Below are 16,307 nucleotides of genomic sequence, written 5' to 3' on the forward strand. Positions count from 1 at the left end.
TCTCATTATAGGGATTCAATGTATTTAAAAGACTATTAAAAGTCCTCCATTTCGTTTAACTGGAGGACTTTCGTGTTCACATAATTATAGTTATCAGAAGTTGTTTTTAGATGATCAGTTCTTATATTTTATAATAGTGCCATTTGTATCTTTAAATTCTAAAACAGTCGTAATAAGATCAAAAGACTTTAAATCATCATCTAATTTATTAGGAAGGATCACGTACCATAAACTCCATCCTTTATACTTTGTTTCATTTGGTAAGAATTTATCTAAATCTACAATATGTCCTGAGGTAGATTCATATGATACCTTGCTAATAGATGGGTTCTTAAGATAACCAGAAATAACTTTTCCATTTGATATTCCCATAGTAGGTGATATACCAGAATCTTGTACTTCTAACTCACTTACATTTGTTCCTCCTGTTATCCCACTAACAGTCCATTTTCTATTTTCTATTTCTAAATCTGCTATTGAAATGTAATTATCTGGTGTAACAAAAAAGGCTATTTTTTCATCTATTTTTATAATACGTTTTAGAGCATTATATTTATTTAGTTCTGTATTATTTGTTGTTTTTAATCCTTGTTTTAATGCTTCTTGTTGTGTGTCGTATCCTTTTGAAATTGAGCAACCACTAATGATAAAAATTATGGAACCTAATATAAGCTGTTTTCTAAGTTTTTCATACAAAAGTTTTCCCCCTTTTATATTTTGGTGAAATATGGATTATTTATATTCTATCAAGAAGAAATTAGAATAAGTCATACATTTTTTAGTGTATATTTTATACATGTTCTGTTAACATAACCTCTCATTATCAGTAGCAATAAAAAAGGGGATTCCTTCTGAGAGTAAGGAATCCCTTTTTTATTTTCTATCACTCGATTCATCTTTCTATACATTCCTATCCTGGCATGGGTTTTACGGTTCTCGTTTGTTACTGAATTAACCGAAAAACTGTATAAAATCTTACATGCTCTTAACTTGTTTTTTCTAAAATATTGGCGGTATCCCTTCTTTAAGTTTATTAAAATACTTTCTACAATTTTTAGCGAAGTTATTACTTAAAATCTCCTTTTATTACGATGCCCCTTCCCTCCTTCTCTCCAAAAAGGTAATACTCTCAATCACAACTTCAGTTCTATATATTCTCTTTCCCTGTTCATCATCGTAATTACTCGTATGAATACGCCCTGTAATCCCAACAAGTGAACCCTTCGTACAATATTCTGTTACATTTTCAGCCGCCCTTCGCCAGACGACACAATTTATAAAATCGACTTGTTGTTCACCTAAACTATTTCGAAATCCTCTATTCACCGCAACACATATTCGTGAATAAGCGACTCCTTGTTTTGTGTAGTATAATTCTGGCTCCTTTGTCAATCTACCGATTAATACAACTCGATTCATCATAAGTTATACCACCTCACATATTTTTCTTCATTGTAAAGAGAAATATGCGAAAGGTAAAAAACGGAAAAAGTTATTTCTGTATGTAAAAAGTATTATTTTATACCTTACAAAAGAAAAAAAGAAACCTTACATATTTTAAACATGTAAGGTTTCAAAAAATTATACTTCACTGCAAGAGATGTAATATCCACCGCGAGCCATCTTTATTTCAGCACAGTACATTACATTTTCTAAGTAAAAAGTAATCGGTTTAGCTTTACTCTCAAATGTTAGTCTTTCATTGCATTCAGCTGCGTATCCTTCAATCGCTGAAGTAATAACTTCTGATGATGGATACGTTAAAGCTTCATCTAGTTCTATGAAAAAACTTTTAGAAAATAGTTTTTTCATAATCCCTTTCTTATCTTTCATCATATTCGATCTCCTTCAATTCAAGTTGCTAATATCCATATTATACCACGAACTCGATTTATCTTTGAAAATAAAAAAATCCTGCACATTTCATGCAGGATTTTTTTATTAGTCATTTTTCGTAAAGTAAGAAACGAAACGAAGAATTTCTAAGTATAGCCATACTAGAGTCATCATTAGACCCATTGCACTGTACCATTCCATATATTTTGGAGCTTGGCTACGTGCACCGCTTTCGATTAAATCGAAATCTAGTAATAAATTTAATGCAGCAACTACAATAACAACCGCACTAATGATAATACCGATTGTACCGCCCTGGTGAATATATGGAACAGTTACACCGAACATATTTAATAAGAATACGATTAAATACATAACCATAATTCCCATTGTCGCTGCAATTACACCCGTACGGAATTTATCAGTTACCTTTACAACGCGTGTTGCATATAAAACTAACATTGCAAATAGGATTGAAATTGTAAGTAATACAGCATTTAAAACGATAGAATCGCCAAATTTCATTGTATAAACTGCTGAAATACTTCCTAATACAACTCCTTCTACCGCCGCATAAATTGGCGCCCCAATTGGTGCCATTCGCGGGAAGAAGATAGATGCAAATGCGATGATTGCCGCAATTACTAATGCACCTATTAACACTGGCATTTTCATCGTACCCTGCATCATCTGTATGTATGAATAGACAGACGTTGCAAGTAGCAAGATAAGCATTATAAACGTTTTGCCTACTGTTCCGCCAATAGTCATCGCAGAAGCGCTTGCTCCCTCTTTACGAAATGCCTCTTTTTTCAACATTGGATTAGATGTTCTCATTTTTTCCCTCCTAAAATAGGTTCTACCAATAGTGTAAAGTTTTTCTCTTTACTTTTCAATATATGCAGCTTGTTTTTATTTTAATCCTTCAACGATGTCTGATAGCTCACTCCATCTTTCCATCGTTTTTTCTAGCTCTTCTTCTGTTTTCTGCTGTGCTTCAGATAATTCTTGTGCCTTTGTGAAGTCAGATCCAACTTTCGAAAGTTCTTCTCCAATTGACTCAATTTTCTCTTCTAGTTCGGCAATTGTATCTTCAATTGTTTCCCATTCACGCTGCTCATTGTATGAAAGTTTACGTTTACGTTGTTGTTTTGGAGCTTCTTCTACTACTTTTTTCTCTTTTTGAACTTCCGCTTTTTCAATAAGTTCTTTCGTTTTTTCCATTTCTAAATAATCTGTATAACTACCTAGGAACTCACACACTTCGCCTCCGCCAGTAAAGATGAACAGTTCATCTACTACTTTATCTAAGAAGTAACGGTCATGCGATACAGTTAAAACGACACCTGGGAAATCTTCTAAATAATCTTCTAGTACTGTTAATGTTTGTGTATCTAGATCATTCGTAGGTTCATCAAGTAATAGTACGTTTGGTTCTCCCATTAAAATACGTAATAAATATAAACGTCTTCTTTCACCACCAGATAGTTTACCAAGCGGTGTACCATGTGAATGCGTCGGGAATAAGAAACGTTCTAACATTTGAGATGCACCAATTACTTTTCCATCTGTTGTATGAATAACTTCTGCAATCTCTTTAATGTATTCAATCATACGCTGGTTTAAATTCATCTCTTCATTTTCTTGCGTATAATAAGCAACTTTTACAGTTTGTCCTACTTCAACTTCACCACTATCAGGAGATAACTTGCCTGCAAGCATATTTAATAGAGAAGATTTCCCGCTTCCATTCGCCCCAATAATTCCGATACGATCGCCTGGTTTCACAATATGATTAAAATTATGTAATACCGTCTTATCACCAAATTTTTTCGTTACATCTTTTAACTCAAGTACTTTCTTTCCTAGACGACTTCCACTTAGTGCAATATCAACTGACTGTTTTGCAGCTGGTCCTTCTTGTCCCTTTAGCTCATCAAAACGCTGAATACGTGCCTTTTGTTTCGTAGAACGGGCTTTTGCGCCACGACGAATCCATGCTAATTCACGACGATATAAATTTTGGCGTTTTGATTCTTGTGCCGATTCTTGCTCTTCACGAAGTGCTTTCGCTTCTAAAAATGTACTATAGTTTCCTTCGTAGCTATATAGTTTACCGTTATCTAATTCAAAAATACGGTTTGTCACACGATCTAAGAAATAACGATCATGGGTTACAAGTAATACCGCACCTGTATATCTTGCTAAATATTCTTCTAACCATTCAACTGTCTCATGGTCAAGATGGTTCGTAGGCTCGTCTAAAATTAATAGATCAGGTGTTTCAATAAAACATTGTGCCATTGCGATACGTTTTTTCTGTCCACCAGATAAATTTCCAACAGTTGCAGTGAAATCTGTAATTCCTAATTTTGTTAAAAGAGATTTCGCATTTGCATTTGCTTCCCATGCACTCATTGCATCCATACGTTGCTGCACTGCAAATAATTGTTCCTGTACTTTTTCATTACTTGGATCTTTTTCGATATTTAATAGTGCTTTTTCATAATCACGAAGAAGACGAATTAAAGGTGTATCACCATGGAACACTTGCTCTAATACTGTTAGTTTTTCATCAAACTCTGGTTGCTGTGATAAATAACTAATTGTATACCCACGTGAATGCGTCATATCACCTGTATCAGGAGTTTCTAACCCTGCAATAATTTTTAATAATGTCGATTTACCAGTACCGTTTACACCAATAATTCCGACACGTTGTCCTTCTGTAATACTACATGATAATCCATCAAATAACGGTTTTTCTCCGTATGATTTCGATAAGTTCTCCACAGTTAACATTTTCATATTTGTGCATTCCACTCTTTCATAAATTGTTCAATAAACTCTTCCATATAACGATGACGAACTTCAGCCTCTTGTTTTGCCGCGTTCGTATTCATTAAGTCTTTTAATTTTAAAAGTTTTTCATAAAAATGATTTAAAGATGGATCGTTATTTTTTCGGTATTCATCTTTGGTCATCACTTCACGAGGCGGAACATTTGGATCATACATTAATCTCCCTTTCGCTCCTCCGTATGCAAATGTACGAGCTATTCCAATTGCACCAAGAGCATCTAAGCGATCCGCATCTTGAACAATTTTCCCTTCAAGTGACTCTACTATGCCGCCGTGACCACCCTTATAAGACATATTGGCGATGATATGAAGAACATGCTTACCTTCCTCTTCTTCAACATGTAACTCTTCTAACCAATCAGAAACTTTTTTCATTCCTGCTTCTTCACTATCATTTAACTTCTCATCTGCCACATCGTGAAGTAATGCTGCCATTTCAATTATAAAACGATTTCCTCCTTCTTGCTCGGATAAAGAAATCGCCAATTTATGTACGCGTTCAATATGATACCAATCATGCCCACTCGCATCTTTTTCTAAAATATGCTTTACGAAAGTTATTGTCTTTTTTATTTTTTCTTGTTTTATCATTTTATCTTCACCCAGTTACTTATTGTAACACGCCTACATTTTTTCATCACATATTTTCTTGTCCGCCCATACACTAGGTGGTAGGCATCATTATGAAGGAGGAATCAATATGTTCTATAATAATCAACCGCCTTATCCACAGCAACCATTTTATCCTCAGCAGCAGGAACAAAGATACACAGAACAATATGAGGAACAAGAGCTTCAACAGCAAGAACAACAATACGAACAAAATCCATACGCAACACCGCAAAATCAAGAAGCTGAATATCCACAAAATCCATATGACACACGTCCAAATTATGAATATCCTCAAATTCCATATGCAGCACCACAAAATCAAGAACAACAATATCAGCAAATTCCATATACAGCACCGCAAAGTCAAGAACAACAATATCAACAAATTCCATATGCAGCACCGCAAAATCAAGAACAACAATATCAGCAAATTCCATATACAGCACCGCAAAATCAAGAACAACAATATCAACAAATTCCATATCCAACTCAGCCACAACAACCGCAATACCAACAACAAATGTATCAACCACACTATGACGCACGTGTTTCACCACCTGCACCACCAACAATTGATCCGACACAACCACAAATCTTACCTCCTGGACCGACACTCGATATTACACAGCCTCAAATTTTACCACCTGGACCTATTACAGAACCAACGCAACAACAAATCCAGCAAGTTGTCGGCACACAGTTTTTACCTTTAAAGAAACCTGTACTTGATTTCGTAAAACCTTGGGTAGATTACGGTTTAAATGAAGCGAAACATACATCACACAAACATGCTTTAACAGAAGTTGCTGCGATTATGTTCTTAGTTGGTAAAGGATTTAATCCGACGATTGCACATTATATCGTTGAATCTTGGGAGAAGAATGAGCAATTTTAGGGTTGTTCATTTTATTTTAAATGAAACTATAAAAGTGCCACAAACGCCTGTTATACAAGCATTTGTGGCACTTTTCATTTGAAATAGTATATTCTATTTCAAAAAGGTATTTCATATTTTTTCACGTGTTTTTATATTATTTGTGAGCAAAATGCGAGCAAATAATAGCCTTTTAATTAAACTTTATTAGATCGATTTTTATTTTAAAAACCATTCATTTAACATAAATTCTACAATAAATCTTGTATTACAATCACCTTGATAAATAGGTATTACCGTTCCCATTGTTGAACATTTGCTTATTTCAACGGAATTGTAAATAACTTAATGGACAAGTTCTATTTTGATAGTGAATCTATGGGAGCATAAAAAAAGCTCCCATACATTGAGGAACCAATAAGGGGATTTTTTCAAAAAGCATACGGAGCGGGATTTTCTACAACCGTAATACATGTTTTCATATTGTTAAAACGCCCAAAATTCCTCTTAAGGATGAGAAAACTTCATATCTTATTTATTTAATTTATGCTATGGTACAATATGTTAATTAATTACAATAATTTCTAAATGGAGGATACATAATGAAAGCAACGAAACTCGTATCATTAGCAATACCTATTTTATTATTAGTAGGTTGCGGGATAGGAGATAAAGGTTCTACCCCTAAGACTGAGGAAACTAGTAAAGTAATGTCGAAAACAGTAATATCTGAAAAACAGTATCCGTATTATATTTGTGAGCAACTGGTAGAGTTTCAATACAAGAAGGATTTAATAGTGTTAAAACTAGGAGAAGCTACAAAGAATAATAAGGGGTATAAAGATGTATTCAAAACAGCAGACGATATGGTTGAAGCCTTAGACCGTATGGAGAACATAGAAGCACCTGATAAATACAAAGACATTCATAGACTCATACAAGAAGGAGTAACAGATGCAAGAAAGGGAACAAAGTTAATACAAGACGCTAATAAAGAAGATGGACAGGAGATTCAACTAGCTATATTAAAAAGCGCTCCATATATGTCAGGTGTAGATGGAGAACAGTGGAAAGAAGCAATTTATAAGTTAAATCAGGAAACTAAGGATGCCTACGCCAAAGCACTTGATAAGCAAATGGAAGAACATACAAAGTAATAGAGTAACTTATAATAATACATACTTGATATATTATTTGATTTAGGGGGCATCTTCATGAAGGTTGTACGCTCTATATTTAAAAGTTTTCGTTTAATAGGTCTGATTATAAAACCAATATTAAAGGCATTATCTAAAAGTAAATTTTAAATATCATAGCAATAAAAAGGAGCCAACTCATAAAGCAGTGTCCTTGATTCTTATGGACGAAGACGGATATATGAGAGTAACTAATTAAAGTAAGGAATAACGTATATGAAAATTAAAGTATTACTAGCAAGCATAATCGGACTGATAATCGGACTGATGCTCGTATGGTGTCTATCAGCTAAGGATACTATTACTATAGAAGAAGGGTTCACACATCAATTAGACTTTGAAAACAAGTTGAAAGAATACTCAAACGGTATGATTGAGATTGAGGATTCAAAGATAGAGTACCGTGAAAAGGAAAACGACAGGGTCTATTCCGCAAACTGGAATGGATTCACGATTTATTCAAAGATGGGTAAGAGTGATTGGGTATCAAACTCCGTTTCAGTTGCAACAAACATGAGAGTATTTGAGGATAAGACAAAATATGAACAGTATCATAAACTAATGGAATGTTTGATTCGTATTGCAGACACAAAACTATCTATAGAAGAGATAGATAAGTTAATCGCTAAAGGGGTAGACGAAAACGAGTCACCAAACACGTATGATTTTGGATATGATAGGTACGTAGGAAAAGACAAGACAAATAACATTAGTTTTACCATAACGGATAGAAAATGATAAGACCATAGTGATTGGTCTTATTTTTTTGTCTCCTTTTAACCAATAGCATTTTGAAAAAACACGCTAAGCAACAAATAAAAAAAGCCGCCCAATTAAGGACAGCCCTTGTTTTTACTTCACATACACATAGGCTTCATTTGCTGTTACATAGTATGTTTTGCCTTTGCTATTGTGTACTTTATATTGTGACGATCCATTGACAGTTACTTTCACATCAATTGTGAATCCTAACCCTGCATCTACAGAGCCAGCAACATCTTTATCCTGCCAAGATGGAGCATCATAGAAACGTAGATTGTTAACTTTTGAAACAACATGCTTCCCAACAATAGAAGAATCTACTGTGCTTTTCTTACTAAACTTCACATAAGATGGATCGTTTTTAATCCATTGCTCACCGCCAAGATTTAACCAACCATCCTTTTCGCCCCACACAATATATGATTCTGGTTTATTTAACTGACGAATTTTAGAATAGCTTGTACCTGGTCCTTTACGTAAGTTAACATTGTACCCTTCAATATAAGCGATACCATCTGTTACAGCTGTTGGCACTTCTTCTGGTTTAGATGGCTTTTCAGGAACTGAAACTTCTACATTAGAATTATTGTATGCACGTTGCACATCAGCACGAAATTGAGCATCTGAAACACCGTGACTACATAAATAATCAAGTGGATCTTCATGGTCTGTACCGCCAAGGTACTTTGTAACATCGTAGTGAGTCCATAATCCTTTTTCATAATTTTTGTGTGGTCAAATAATCCACTTGCAGATAGTCCAATGATGATTCCTTGAAATACATTTGTTTTGATATCTCCGCCCAAAAATAAAACGCCTAGCACAATGCCAAGCGTTAAATTCAATAACGGAACATATTTTGTTTGTAATCCAATTGTTTTTACGATTTGTGAAAGACCAACTACAATTCCAATCATTACAGTAATTTCAAACATTACATACCACCTCCTTTCATTAAAAAAGTGAGTGCTGCGCCTATAATCCCACCTACAATAAGCCGTAAGATCCAGGTAGTATTGGCGCTAATTTTATCTAACTGTTTGTTGATATTGATAATATCTTTTTCGTTACCCGTTGTTCGCATCTCTAAACTTTTAATTTCTAAACGAATGTCCTTGATATCTTGCTTTATTTCATGAACATCGTTCCTTACATCTTGTAATCCTTCCACTTTGACCACCCCATTCCAAAATAAAAAGAGAGACATTTATTTGTCCCTCTTTTGCTATAAAAGCCGTATTTTATTAAAATTTACTAATATAAAACTCACCGTTGGCAAAAACTAACTAACCAATCTTTACAGTAGTGAAAACTTGGCGCTACAATCTTCATCCACCCCACAAATGAAGTCCACAAAATTAGAGAAAATAAGCCACCCCATAATAACCCTACAAAAAATTTAACGTCTTTATCCATAATATCTACCCTCTTATTTCTGTATGAAATTTACCGTAGAATATTTTATCTTATATTTTTGAAATTTTAAAGGTATATATGATGTATACTTATTGAAAAAACAAAAAAGAGTAGATCAGAACCACTCTTTGCTTACCTTGTTCATTTGTTGTAATAGAAAGCTGGCCGACATTACTTTCTAGACCCTCTAATGATGTTTTAAATTCTGCTGTTCGTTCATCAAGTTCTTTTACATCTTCTCCATAGTCAGGAACAAGTTCTTCCCATACCATACCAGTCCATATCTTTAAAACACCTGGCTTCCCTTTGCTAATATCACGCCAAAGTGTTTTATTTGGTTTTAAATTTGCTGTTGGTGGATTAATAGATTCAATGATATCTACAGTATTATTTTGTAGATTTTCTTGTACTTTTTCAGCTAACTTTTTCGCTGCTTCAGATTCTTTTTGAGCATTGTTAGCTTTCTCATCGGTTTCTTTTATCAATTTATCTAGCTGATCTAGTATTTCTTGTTTGTTCCCTAATGAAGCAAGGATTTTATTATATAACTTACGTAATTCTTCATTAGGATCAATAATCTCCCGATAGTCACCAAATACATATTTATCTTGTGTAGGATCGGTAAAAGATTCATCACCCGCGATAACGCGTGCTTCAAGATATAATTTAGGCGTAAAACCTGTATCTTTAATTTTGATTGTATCGCCTTCATTAATTAATTCATGCACTAATCCGAATACGCGGCCAATAGACTGCGCCTCCACCTCATAAGAAACGAAAGTATTTACACGTTTTTTTAACTCCGTTTCATGGTAATTCATACGTTTTGTTATAAATTCTTCACGGTTTGAAGGATTATTTTCTAATTGTTTATATTGAGTTAATACCTTTTTAAATAATTGTTTAGCATAAGAACTTCTCGGCTCGCTAAACATCGGATTCGCTTTTTCCCATACATCAGGATTATCAATTTCTTCTGGATTATCTATCTTGCAAATGAAAGGAAACAATGGATCTTCTAAATCTTTTCCTTTTAGAATGTTCATTGCTCGCTCTTTCGTCTTGTCCAGGAATCCATCACGAACAAAACCATCTGTACCAATAAAAAATTCTCTAGCATTTGGCACTTTTCCAAGTCCACTAGAGAATACATTTACTACATCAAAGTTTTCATATCGATGTATTTCATCGTAAATAACACAACCGTCACGAAGTCCATCCTTAGAACCAGCATTAGATGTATGATATTGCATAATGCTTTGAGTATCGTTACTCAGTATCTCTACCTTAGTTCGATAAAACATATCTTCTAGTATTTCTTTTCCTTTAATAGCATCATAGACTTCACGAAAAGAAACTTTAGCCTGCTTCTCGTTGTTAGCCACAATCGAAACATTGTAGCGATCTATTCCGTGTAGTGGACTAATAAAGAAATGGCATAACGATGAAATTAAACCGTTTTTACCACCACCACGAGCCATCATAATTAAGAATTGCTCGTAAAAAACAGAATCATCTTCTTTATAAAAAAGAAAGACAAATGCTGTTAGGAATTTTTGAAATGGTTGCAATTCAAAATACCATTTCTCAGTGAATTTTATATAGTCTTCATGCATTTCATTATCGAAATACAAATCATCACGTATTAAGATGTATTTCTCCAGGTACTCAATTAGCATTATGCGCTCTTTATTTAGCTTAATTTTCCCTGTACGATACATTTCGATATATTCACTGACGTATTGATTATGAATCATGTTAAATCTTTCGCAGAGCTCTTAGGTTTTGAAGGTGTTTTCTGTTCTTCAGCTGATGCTTCCAAGCCAAGTGCATCTAAAATCTTTATCATTCGATCATTGGTTTTATGTAAATCAGTAATAGAAGGATTGGATTTTGGACCGTGCATGCCAGATACTTTTATTCCTATTTCCTCAATGTCATCAAAAAGAACACACTTTAAATCCCACAATGATAAATAGTCTTGAATTAAGTCTGCATAGTGATTACCTACAATCTTTTTTTCTTTTAATTGATTCATTAAATCCTTTTCAATTCTTTTTCTCATTGTTTCACGCTTAACTCTAGCCACAACATCCCCCTTCTGATTTATATCTTTTTCCAATTTGATATAACGCGCGAATTTGCTTATAAATTTAGAAAATCGACCCCCTCCTCCGGTGCCCTTTAGACGAAAAAAAGCTGAAATATTTTAAGGGGGGGTTATTACCGAATCATTTTTACCACTTTTCATCGTTTTCCCATTTGTTCTGTTTCTTTTTGAATGTTCTACCGTGTTCTTTATTGTGGCAATCCACACAGACTGTTTCTAGATTATCTATTTCTAATGCAAGTTCTGGATGATGTTCGAGTTCTTTTATATGATGGACAACGAGCTGTATCTTCTTACGCTTTGCACTCTCACTGTACTCATTGGTGTCCACACGAACACTACCATTACGTTTGCATTCCTGACACTCACTGTTGTCTCGCTTCTTTACTTGTTCTCGTATACTCTTCCACTCACCACTGTCATAAAACTTACGCTTCTGTTGTTTGGTTTTATATTCATTCATCTGTCTTTACCCAACGTTCTTGATTACCTTTATCTCTTCCCAATAAATCTTTTATTGGTGTTTGCGTGAGATATTCTACAGAGTAGAACATTGGCTTCTGTTCATACAACTTATAATATTTGAATCGATTAACATCAATCACAGCCTTCTTGTACGCTTTCTCATGTGACTTAAGGTATTTGATATATGCTTTCTTATCAATAGGTATAAGACCAAGCGCAGCAATCTTACCATTTAAAACGCTGTTCATCTATCCTCACTCCTTAATCCCCAGGAATTCAACCATTGTCTTATCTAGCAAACTAACCATCGATTCTCTCTTTTGCTTTGGTGTTGTATTATCTTCTAACTCATTAAAGATTGGAATTACACTTTCTAATTTCTGTTTATCGATACGTTCGTTTACAAGATCTTGTCCTAACATTGAAATGAATGTACCAATTACAATTGCTTGTTCTTGTTTATTTGGTTTCATTTTTTACTCCTTAATTTTTTGTAAGATTTTCCACTCTGTGTCGAATTAATCAGATGGAAGGAAGTGATATTATGCCAGAGTATAAACACACATACACTGCTACTGCCACTGATGGTGAATTTTAAATTAATACTGATTTCGGGATAGACTTTTCTGAAATTAAACACAATCAAATTGAGCACTCAGACGATAGAATAGTTAGAGAATCTATCTATCCAAATGGTTTTGCAATTAAATTCGAACAAACAGCGGATAAAATTGTATGTCATACAAACAAAGAATTAATTAAGGGCAATGACGGTAGTTATTCTGTTAAATTAGATTAGTTGTATAGCCTATCTTTAAATTCAACGCTACATTTACCCTAAAAAAAGAACCTATTAGAGTTATATAAAGGTATAAGAATAGAGGATAATTAGTCTATTTTAGAGCTGTACAGTCATTTATGAGATAAAAGTAAAAGCCACTCCAAAAGTTTGGAATGGCTTGTTTATTTATTTATTTCACATTATCCTTTTGCCATGGTTTTTGGAAGCTTTGTCTTAATTCATCTGCAACACTCACTAATTTACCCCTCAATCCAACAAACCAAGATGGAGTTTCATTTATTTCACCGTAATCCAAAGACTTTAATATCTTGGAGAACTTATATAAGTTTGCATATCTTTGAAACTGTGGAAATTGAGCCACTACATCATTTTCTAAATCCATTTTGGAACGATATCCGTTAAAAAAAGATTGAATCAGTAATTTTGAATGAGGATTGTCATCGTCATTAAAATCATCAAGTGCTGTTACAATATCAAGTGCATACCAGTGATATATTGCATCATCAAAATCGATTATATTGAAACTATGGTCATTATCCTCTTCAAAAAAGATATTATCCAATTGAAAATCATAGTGTATCAATCCGAACACATCTTTATTGGTAGGTAATGATTGAAGCCAATTCGTCACCCTACTTAGCTCTTGGAGAGCTATTTGTTCTCCTGGATGCTTTTTAAATACACTTTCCATGAATTGTACTGTGTCCAGCCAACTCTTTCTTCTTTCGGACACTGGCTCAAAAGTTTTTGACAAAAAATGAAGTGAAGCAAGTGACCTTCCCCAATCCTCCATCTGCTTAGCAGTAATTGCATTGGAATCCAAGTTGATTCCGTTTGCTGCACTAAAGACAACAGCTATATACATTCCTTCTGGTGTTTTTAGTGTTTCAATTAGTTCTCCACTTATTGATTGAATTGGTGTTACCGATGGAAATCCATTTAATTGTAAATAATGCATAAACTCTAACTCAGCTTTTATTTGTTCAATAGATTTATCCTGCTCAAAACTAAATCTCAAAAAATATTGAACTTGATTACGTTCAAAAGCATACACAAAGTTTGAACTTACACGCCACAATTCCAAAGTTCCCTCGTCATATTCCCAGAATTGAACTAAACTCTGAGCGACTGCATCAGAAGCTACTCCTCTTACCATGTTTCCTAAATTCATCATCTTTTATTTTTCCTCCCATTACCTTTGAGAGGATTAAACTTTAATTAAGAAGTAATCCCTCTCATTAGCATGCTATTTTGAAATTCTATCATTTTCAATATGTCACCCCTTCCTTAAGTTTCGGCTATAAAAACTAAATAGCCCAATATAAACTGTTTCTACATAAAATTACAAATGCCTCTATTGTAACTTCTGCCCTGATATTACTAAAGTCCGAAGAAATGCATAAAAAAAGATGCTCTAATAGGTTCTTTTTTATGTTTCCTCTCACAATCAAGATACTATCACCTCAAAAACTACCATTTTACTATAATCGACTCTACATCTTGATTAATTAGAGATTTAATTGACTTTCCATCACCTTTTATATGCTCGACTTTGGTCTCCAAGCTTTTATTATTTACTTGAATGATTGATTTATTTTTATTCATTACTTCAACCCCTTTCTCAAAATAAAAAGCACCCGAAATGGATGCTTTAATATCAATTATTGATTTGTATTTTAATTGCGGTAAATGAAGTTTTATTCTTCTTCCAATCACTTAATGTCGCTACATTCATCTGTGCCAACAATATTAAGTAACTGGAAGAAGAGCAAAAGCCCTTCTTAATAACGGTAGCATTCAATCGTTTCCATCTGCTGGTTTCGGATTTTATGTGCCGTCATTATGAAACCGTTTAGACATACAGATTATAAAGGAATCTTTATGAGTCGTGTTTTCCGCCACTTCTCACAATACAAATATAACACGATGATTCCAAAACAACCGGCACATTTACTGCCAAAAAGCGGTCACGACTCTGCCACTTATTTTATTCCCGTTATTCTCATTTATAATAGTTCGATTCCACTTAATTGAACATAGTTACTATTAGCCTGCACTTTTTTAACTTCAGCAATTCCTTTAATGCCAGTTGCATAAATTGTAGAAAATGTAACCTCCACTTCTTTATCATAGTATGCTGCCATTATAAAATAATCTTTTGGTCCTGGATATTCAACGTCTATTGTCCATTTACAATTCTTTTCTCTATTTATCTTAAAATAAGCTTGATCATAATTGATTTCCTCTCCTAGCCCTTCTATAAAAAGGCTCTTTACAATATAGGTCCTCATCTTCTCAACTCCTTACTATTTTAATTCTAACAAACAGCACCAATCTTTTAACAGTGCTTAGTTACCCATATCTTATATTGTGTGTAACTGACCCCTTCGCTGAATCCCTTGCAATCATTGACTTAATTAAACTTTCTCTTTTGAGTTACACAGTACGAAATTTATGAGTAACTGTATAGGAGTACCACCAGCATTTTTGAAAAAAACAACACTAAGCAAAAAACACAATACTAGTAGAAAAAATATTTTTAAAAGGACATTTATAGGAACTCTTTTTTTGATATATCATACAATAACCCAGAAAATAGCTTGCTGTTTCAGCATAGAACAAAAAGGGAGTATGATAATTGTGGCTATAACAGCTTTAATCACCATTTTATTACTTTCGTTATCCTCTAGTATAGATAATTTTGGAGTAGGCATATCTTATGGTATTCGTAATATTCGTATAGGTTTTTTAGCTAACTTTATAATTGCGATTATTGCTTTTGTTTTTAGTGAAATGGGTATTTTATTTGGGCAATATATTTCAAAAGTTTTTCCTGGTACATTATCTGACGTTATTGGTACAGTGTTTTTGTTTGTAATTGGTTTGCGAATTATTTTAATGACAATTCCAAGAAAAAAGAAAGTTAATCAAGAAGTATTTGATGACGATGAATCTGTTTCAAATGTTATTACTGGATATTTAAAATCTCCTGAAAAAGCTGACCTTGATAAATCAGGAAATATTAGTTTTTTTGAAGCTATTGTTCTTGGTATTGCTATATCTATGAATGCTCTAACGAATGGACTAGGTGCAGGGCTATTAAAATTATCTCCATTTGCTATTTCACTATCAGCAGCAATATTCAGCTTTTTAACTGTTTGGTTAGGAGTTAAATTAGGAAAAAAAGTTGCAAATGTAAAAATTGGATCCTGGACATTAGGACAATTTAGCACAGCTTTAAGTGGATTTATATTATTATTAATCGCTGTGCACAATTTGTTTTAAGTATAAATTGAGGTGAATACATTGGAGTTTTTTTAGCTTTATTATCAATCGTTATCATTGATTTAGTAATTGCTGGTGATACCCCTAG

Annotated in this window: 19 protein-coding genes and 2 pseudogenes; 4 read left to right on the top strand and 17 right to left on the bottom strand. The window is 33.6% G+C overall.

What is annotated here, in order from left to right; all coding sequences use genetic code 11:
* Positions 1 to 114: 114 nt before the first annotated feature.
* From ACP6L7_RS01465 to ACP6L7_RS01490, 6 genes are all read right to left on the bottom strand, one after another.
* Positions 115 to 696: a hypothetical protein gene (locus ACP6L7_RS01465; protein WP_097831903.1), complete on the bottom strand. Its 582-nt coding sequence runs from the start codon at positions 694 to 696 to the stop codon at positions 115 to 117.
* 390 nt (positions 697 to 1,086) lie between these two features.
* Complete coding sequence (locus ACP6L7_RS01470) at positions 1,087 to 1,422, bottom strand: single-stranded DNA-binding protein (protein ID WP_097831902.1); 336 nt, start codon at positions 1,420 to 1,422, stop codon at positions 1,087 to 1,089.
* A 159-nt stretch (positions 1,423 to 1,581) separates the two neighbouring features.
* A complete protein-coding gene (locus ACP6L7_RS01475) occupies positions 1,582 to 1,836 on the bottom strand; it encodes a DUF4318 domain-containing protein (protein ID WP_097831901.1) in 255 nt (84 codons plus the stop codon).
* Positions 1,837 to 1,941: 105 nt separating this feature from the next.
* Positions 1,942 to 2,673: a Bax inhibitor-1/YccA family protein gene (locus ACP6L7_RS01480; RefSeq protein ID WP_001260657.1), complete on the bottom strand. Its 732-nt coding sequence runs from the start codon at positions 2,671 to 2,673 to the stop codon at positions 1,942 to 1,944.
* 75 nt (positions 2,674 to 2,748) lie between these two features.
* The gene (locus ACP6L7_RS01485; protein ID WP_097831900.1) at positions 2,749 to 4,644 is read right to left on the bottom strand and encodes an ABC-F family ATP-binding cassette domain-containing protein; all 1,896 of its coding nucleotides are present in this window, start codon (positions 4,642 to 4,644) and stop codon (positions 2,749 to 2,751) included.
* Positions 4,641 to 5,288 (bottom strand): HD domain-containing protein, encoded by a 648-nt coding sequence (locus ACP6L7_RS01490; protein ID WP_097831899.1) that lies wholly within the window; start codon positions 5,286 to 5,288, stop codon positions 4,641 to 4,643. The genes ACP6L7_RS01485 and ACP6L7_RS01490 overlap by 4 nt, the downstream gene beginning before the upstream one ends.
* Positions 5,289 to 5,397: 109 nt before the next feature.
* Here ACP6L7_RS01490 and ACP6L7_RS01495 point away from each other — a divergent pair, with 109 nt between their 5' ends.
* The 3 genes from ACP6L7_RS01495 (at position 5,398) to ACP6L7_RS01505 (ending at position 8,117) form a co-directional block, all read left to right on the top strand.
* Positions 5,398 to 6,204, top strand: a complete 807-nt coding sequence (locus ACP6L7_RS01495) for a hypothetical protein (RefSeq protein ID WP_097831898.1) — start codon at positions 5,398 to 5,400, stop codon at positions 6,202 to 6,204.
* A gap of 581 nt (positions 6,205 to 6,785) precedes the next feature.
* Positions 6,786 to 7,340: a hypothetical protein gene (locus tag ACP6L7_RS01500; protein ID WP_097831897.1), complete on the top strand. Its 555-nt coding sequence runs from the start codon at positions 6,786 to 6,788 to the stop codon at positions 7,338 to 7,340.
* A 255-nt stretch (positions 7,341 to 7,595) separates the two neighbouring features.
* Positions 7,596 to 8,117 carry a hypothetical protein gene (locus ACP6L7_RS01505; protein ID WP_097831896.1) on the top strand — a complete coding sequence of 174 codons (522 nt, stop codon included), beginning with the start codon at positions 7,596 to 7,598 and terminating at the stop codon, positions 8,115 to 8,117.
* A 114-nt stretch (positions 8,118 to 8,231) separates the two neighbouring features.
* Here the strand turns inward: ACP6L7_RS01505 and ACP6L7_RS01510 are convergent.
* From ACP6L7_RS01510 to ACP6L7_RS01560, 11 genes and pseudogenes are all read right to left on the bottom strand, one after another.
* Positions 8,232 to 8,861: pseudogene (locus ACP6L7_RS01510) on the bottom strand (SH3 domain-containing protein); the annotation flags it as partial.
* Positions 8,852 to 9,076, bottom strand: a pseudogene (locus ACP6L7_RS01515) (holin); the annotation flags it as partial. The pseudogenes ACP6L7_RS01515 and ACP6L7_RS01510, both read right to left, overlap by 10 nt.
* A complete protein-coding gene (locus ACP6L7_RS01520) occupies positions 9,076 to 9,312 on the bottom strand; it encodes a hemolysin XhlA family protein (RefSeq protein WP_097832037.1) in 237 nt (78 codons plus the stop codon). The gene ACP6L7_RS01520 and the pseudogene ACP6L7_RS01515, both read right to left, overlap by 1 nt.
* Positions 9,313 to 9,646: 334 nt before the next feature.
* Positions 9,647 to 11,314 (bottom strand): terminase large subunit domain-containing protein, encoded by a 1,668-nt coding sequence (locus tag ACP6L7_RS01525; protein ID WP_430528876.1) that lies wholly within the window; start codon positions 11,312 to 11,314, stop codon positions 9,647 to 9,649.
* Positions 11,311 to 11,646, bottom strand: a complete 336-nt coding sequence (locus ACP6L7_RS01530; protein ID WP_097831895.1) for a P27 family phage terminase small subunit — start codon at positions 11,644 to 11,646, stop codon at positions 11,311 to 11,313. The genes ACP6L7_RS01525 and ACP6L7_RS01530 overlap by 4 nt, the downstream gene beginning before the upstream one ends.
* 148 nt (positions 11,647 to 11,794) lie before the next feature.
* A complete protein-coding gene (locus ACP6L7_RS01535) occupies positions 11,795 to 12,130 on the bottom strand; it encodes an HNH endonuclease (protein ID WP_097831894.1) in 336 nt (111 codons plus the stop codon).
* Entirely contained in the window at positions 12,123 to 12,380 is a 258-nt protein-coding gene (locus ACP6L7_RS01540; RefSeq protein ID WP_097831893.1) for a hydrolase, read from the bottom strand. The genes ACP6L7_RS01535 and ACP6L7_RS01540 overlap by 8 nt, the downstream gene beginning before the upstream one ends.
* 6 nt (positions 12,381 to 12,386) lie before the next feature.
* A complete protein-coding gene (locus ACP6L7_RS01545) occupies positions 12,387 to 12,605 on the bottom strand; it encodes a hypothetical protein (RefSeq protein WP_097831892.1) in 219 nt (72 codons plus the stop codon).
* Positions 12,606 to 13,103: 498 nt separating this feature from the next.
* Positions 13,104 to 14,108: a phosphotransferase enzyme family protein gene (locus ACP6L7_RS01550; protein ID WP_097831891.1), complete on the bottom strand. Its 1,005-nt coding sequence runs from the start codon at positions 14,106 to 14,108 to the stop codon at positions 13,104 to 13,106.
* 296 nt (positions 14,109 to 14,404) lie between these two features.
* Positions 14,405 to 14,650, bottom strand: a complete 246-nt coding sequence (locus ACP6L7_RS01555; protein ID WP_170961042.1) for a hypothetical protein — start codon at positions 14,648 to 14,650, stop codon at positions 14,405 to 14,407.
* A 290-nt stretch (positions 14,651 to 14,940) separates the two neighbouring features.
* Positions 14,941 to 15,225: a hypothetical protein gene (locus tag ACP6L7_RS01560; protein WP_097831890.1), complete on the bottom strand. Its 285-nt coding sequence runs from the start codon at positions 15,223 to 15,225 to the stop codon at positions 14,941 to 14,943.
* A 349-nt stretch (positions 15,226 to 15,574) separates the two neighbouring features.
* On the opposite strand from ACP6L7_RS01560, the gene ytaF reads away from it, so the two are divergent.
* Positions 15,575 to 16,219, top strand: a complete 645-nt coding sequence (ytaF, locus tag ACP6L7_RS01565) for a sporulation membrane protein YtaF (protein ID WP_205753518.1) — start codon at positions 15,575 to 15,577, stop codon at positions 16,217 to 16,219.
* Positions 16,220 to 16,307: the final 88 nt, after the last annotated feature.

The sequence above is a fragment of the Bacillus silvicola genome, from assembly GCF_050524305.1.
GTDB classification, from domain to species: Bacteria; Bacillota; Bacilli; order Bacillales; family Bacillaceae_G; genus Bacillus_A; species Bacillus_A cereus_AT.

Bases quoted from the DNA above. Each gene is read 5' to 3' on its own strand.
- ACP6L7_RS01470 (WP_097831902.1), bottom strand. From the start codon at position 1,422: ATGATGAATCGAGTTGTATTAATCGGTAGATTGACAAAGGAGCCAGAA.
- ACP6L7_RS01475 (WP_097831901.1), bottom strand. From the start codon at position 1,836: ATGATGAAAGATAAGAAAGGGATTATGAAAAAACTATTTTCTAAAAGT.
- ACP6L7_RS01480 (WP_001260657.1), bottom strand. From the start codon at position 2,673: ATGAGAACATCTAATCCAATGTTGAAAAAAGAGGCATTTCGTAAAGAG.
- ACP6L7_RS01485 (WP_097831900.1), bottom strand. From the start codon at position 4,644: ATGAAAATGTTAACTGTGGAGAACTTATCGAAATCATACGGAGAAAAA.
- ACP6L7_RS01490 (WP_097831899.1), bottom strand. From the start codon at position 5,288: ATGATAAAACAAGAAAAAATAAAAAAGACAATAACTTTCGTAAAGCAT.
- ACP6L7_RS01495 (WP_097831898.1), top strand. From the start codon at position 5,398: ATGTTCTATAATAATCAACCGCCTTATCCACAGCAACCATTTTATCCT.
- ACP6L7_RS01500 (WP_097831897.1), top strand. From the start codon at position 6,786: ATGAAAGCAACGAAACTCGTATCATTAGCAATACCTATTTTATTATTA.
- ACP6L7_RS01505 (WP_097831896.1), top strand. From the start codon at position 7,596: ATGAAAATTAAAGTATTACTAGCAAGCATAATCGGACTGATAATCGGA.
- ACP6L7_RS01525 (WP_430528876.1), bottom strand. From the start codon at position 11,314: ATGATTCATAATCAATACGTCAGTGAATATATCGAAATGTATCGTACA.
- ACP6L7_RS01535 (WP_097831894.1), bottom strand. From the start codon at position 12,130: ATGAATGAATATAAAACCAAACAACAGAAGCGTAAGTTTTATGACAGT.
- ACP6L7_RS01540 (WP_097831893.1), bottom strand. From the start codon at position 12,380: ATGAACAGCGTTTTAAATGGTAAGATTGCTGCGCTTGGTCTTATACCT.
- ACP6L7_RS01545 (WP_097831892.1), bottom strand. From the start codon at position 12,605: ATGAAACCAAATAAACAAGAACAAGCAATTGTAATTGGTACATTCATT.
- ACP6L7_RS01550 (WP_097831891.1), bottom strand. From the start codon at position 14,108: ATGATGAATTTAGGAAACATGGTAAGAGGAGTAGCTTCTGATGCAGTC.
- ACP6L7_RS01560 (WP_097831890.1), bottom strand. From the start codon at position 15,225: ATGAGGACCTATATTGTAAAGAGCCTTTTTATAGAAGGGCTAGGAGAG.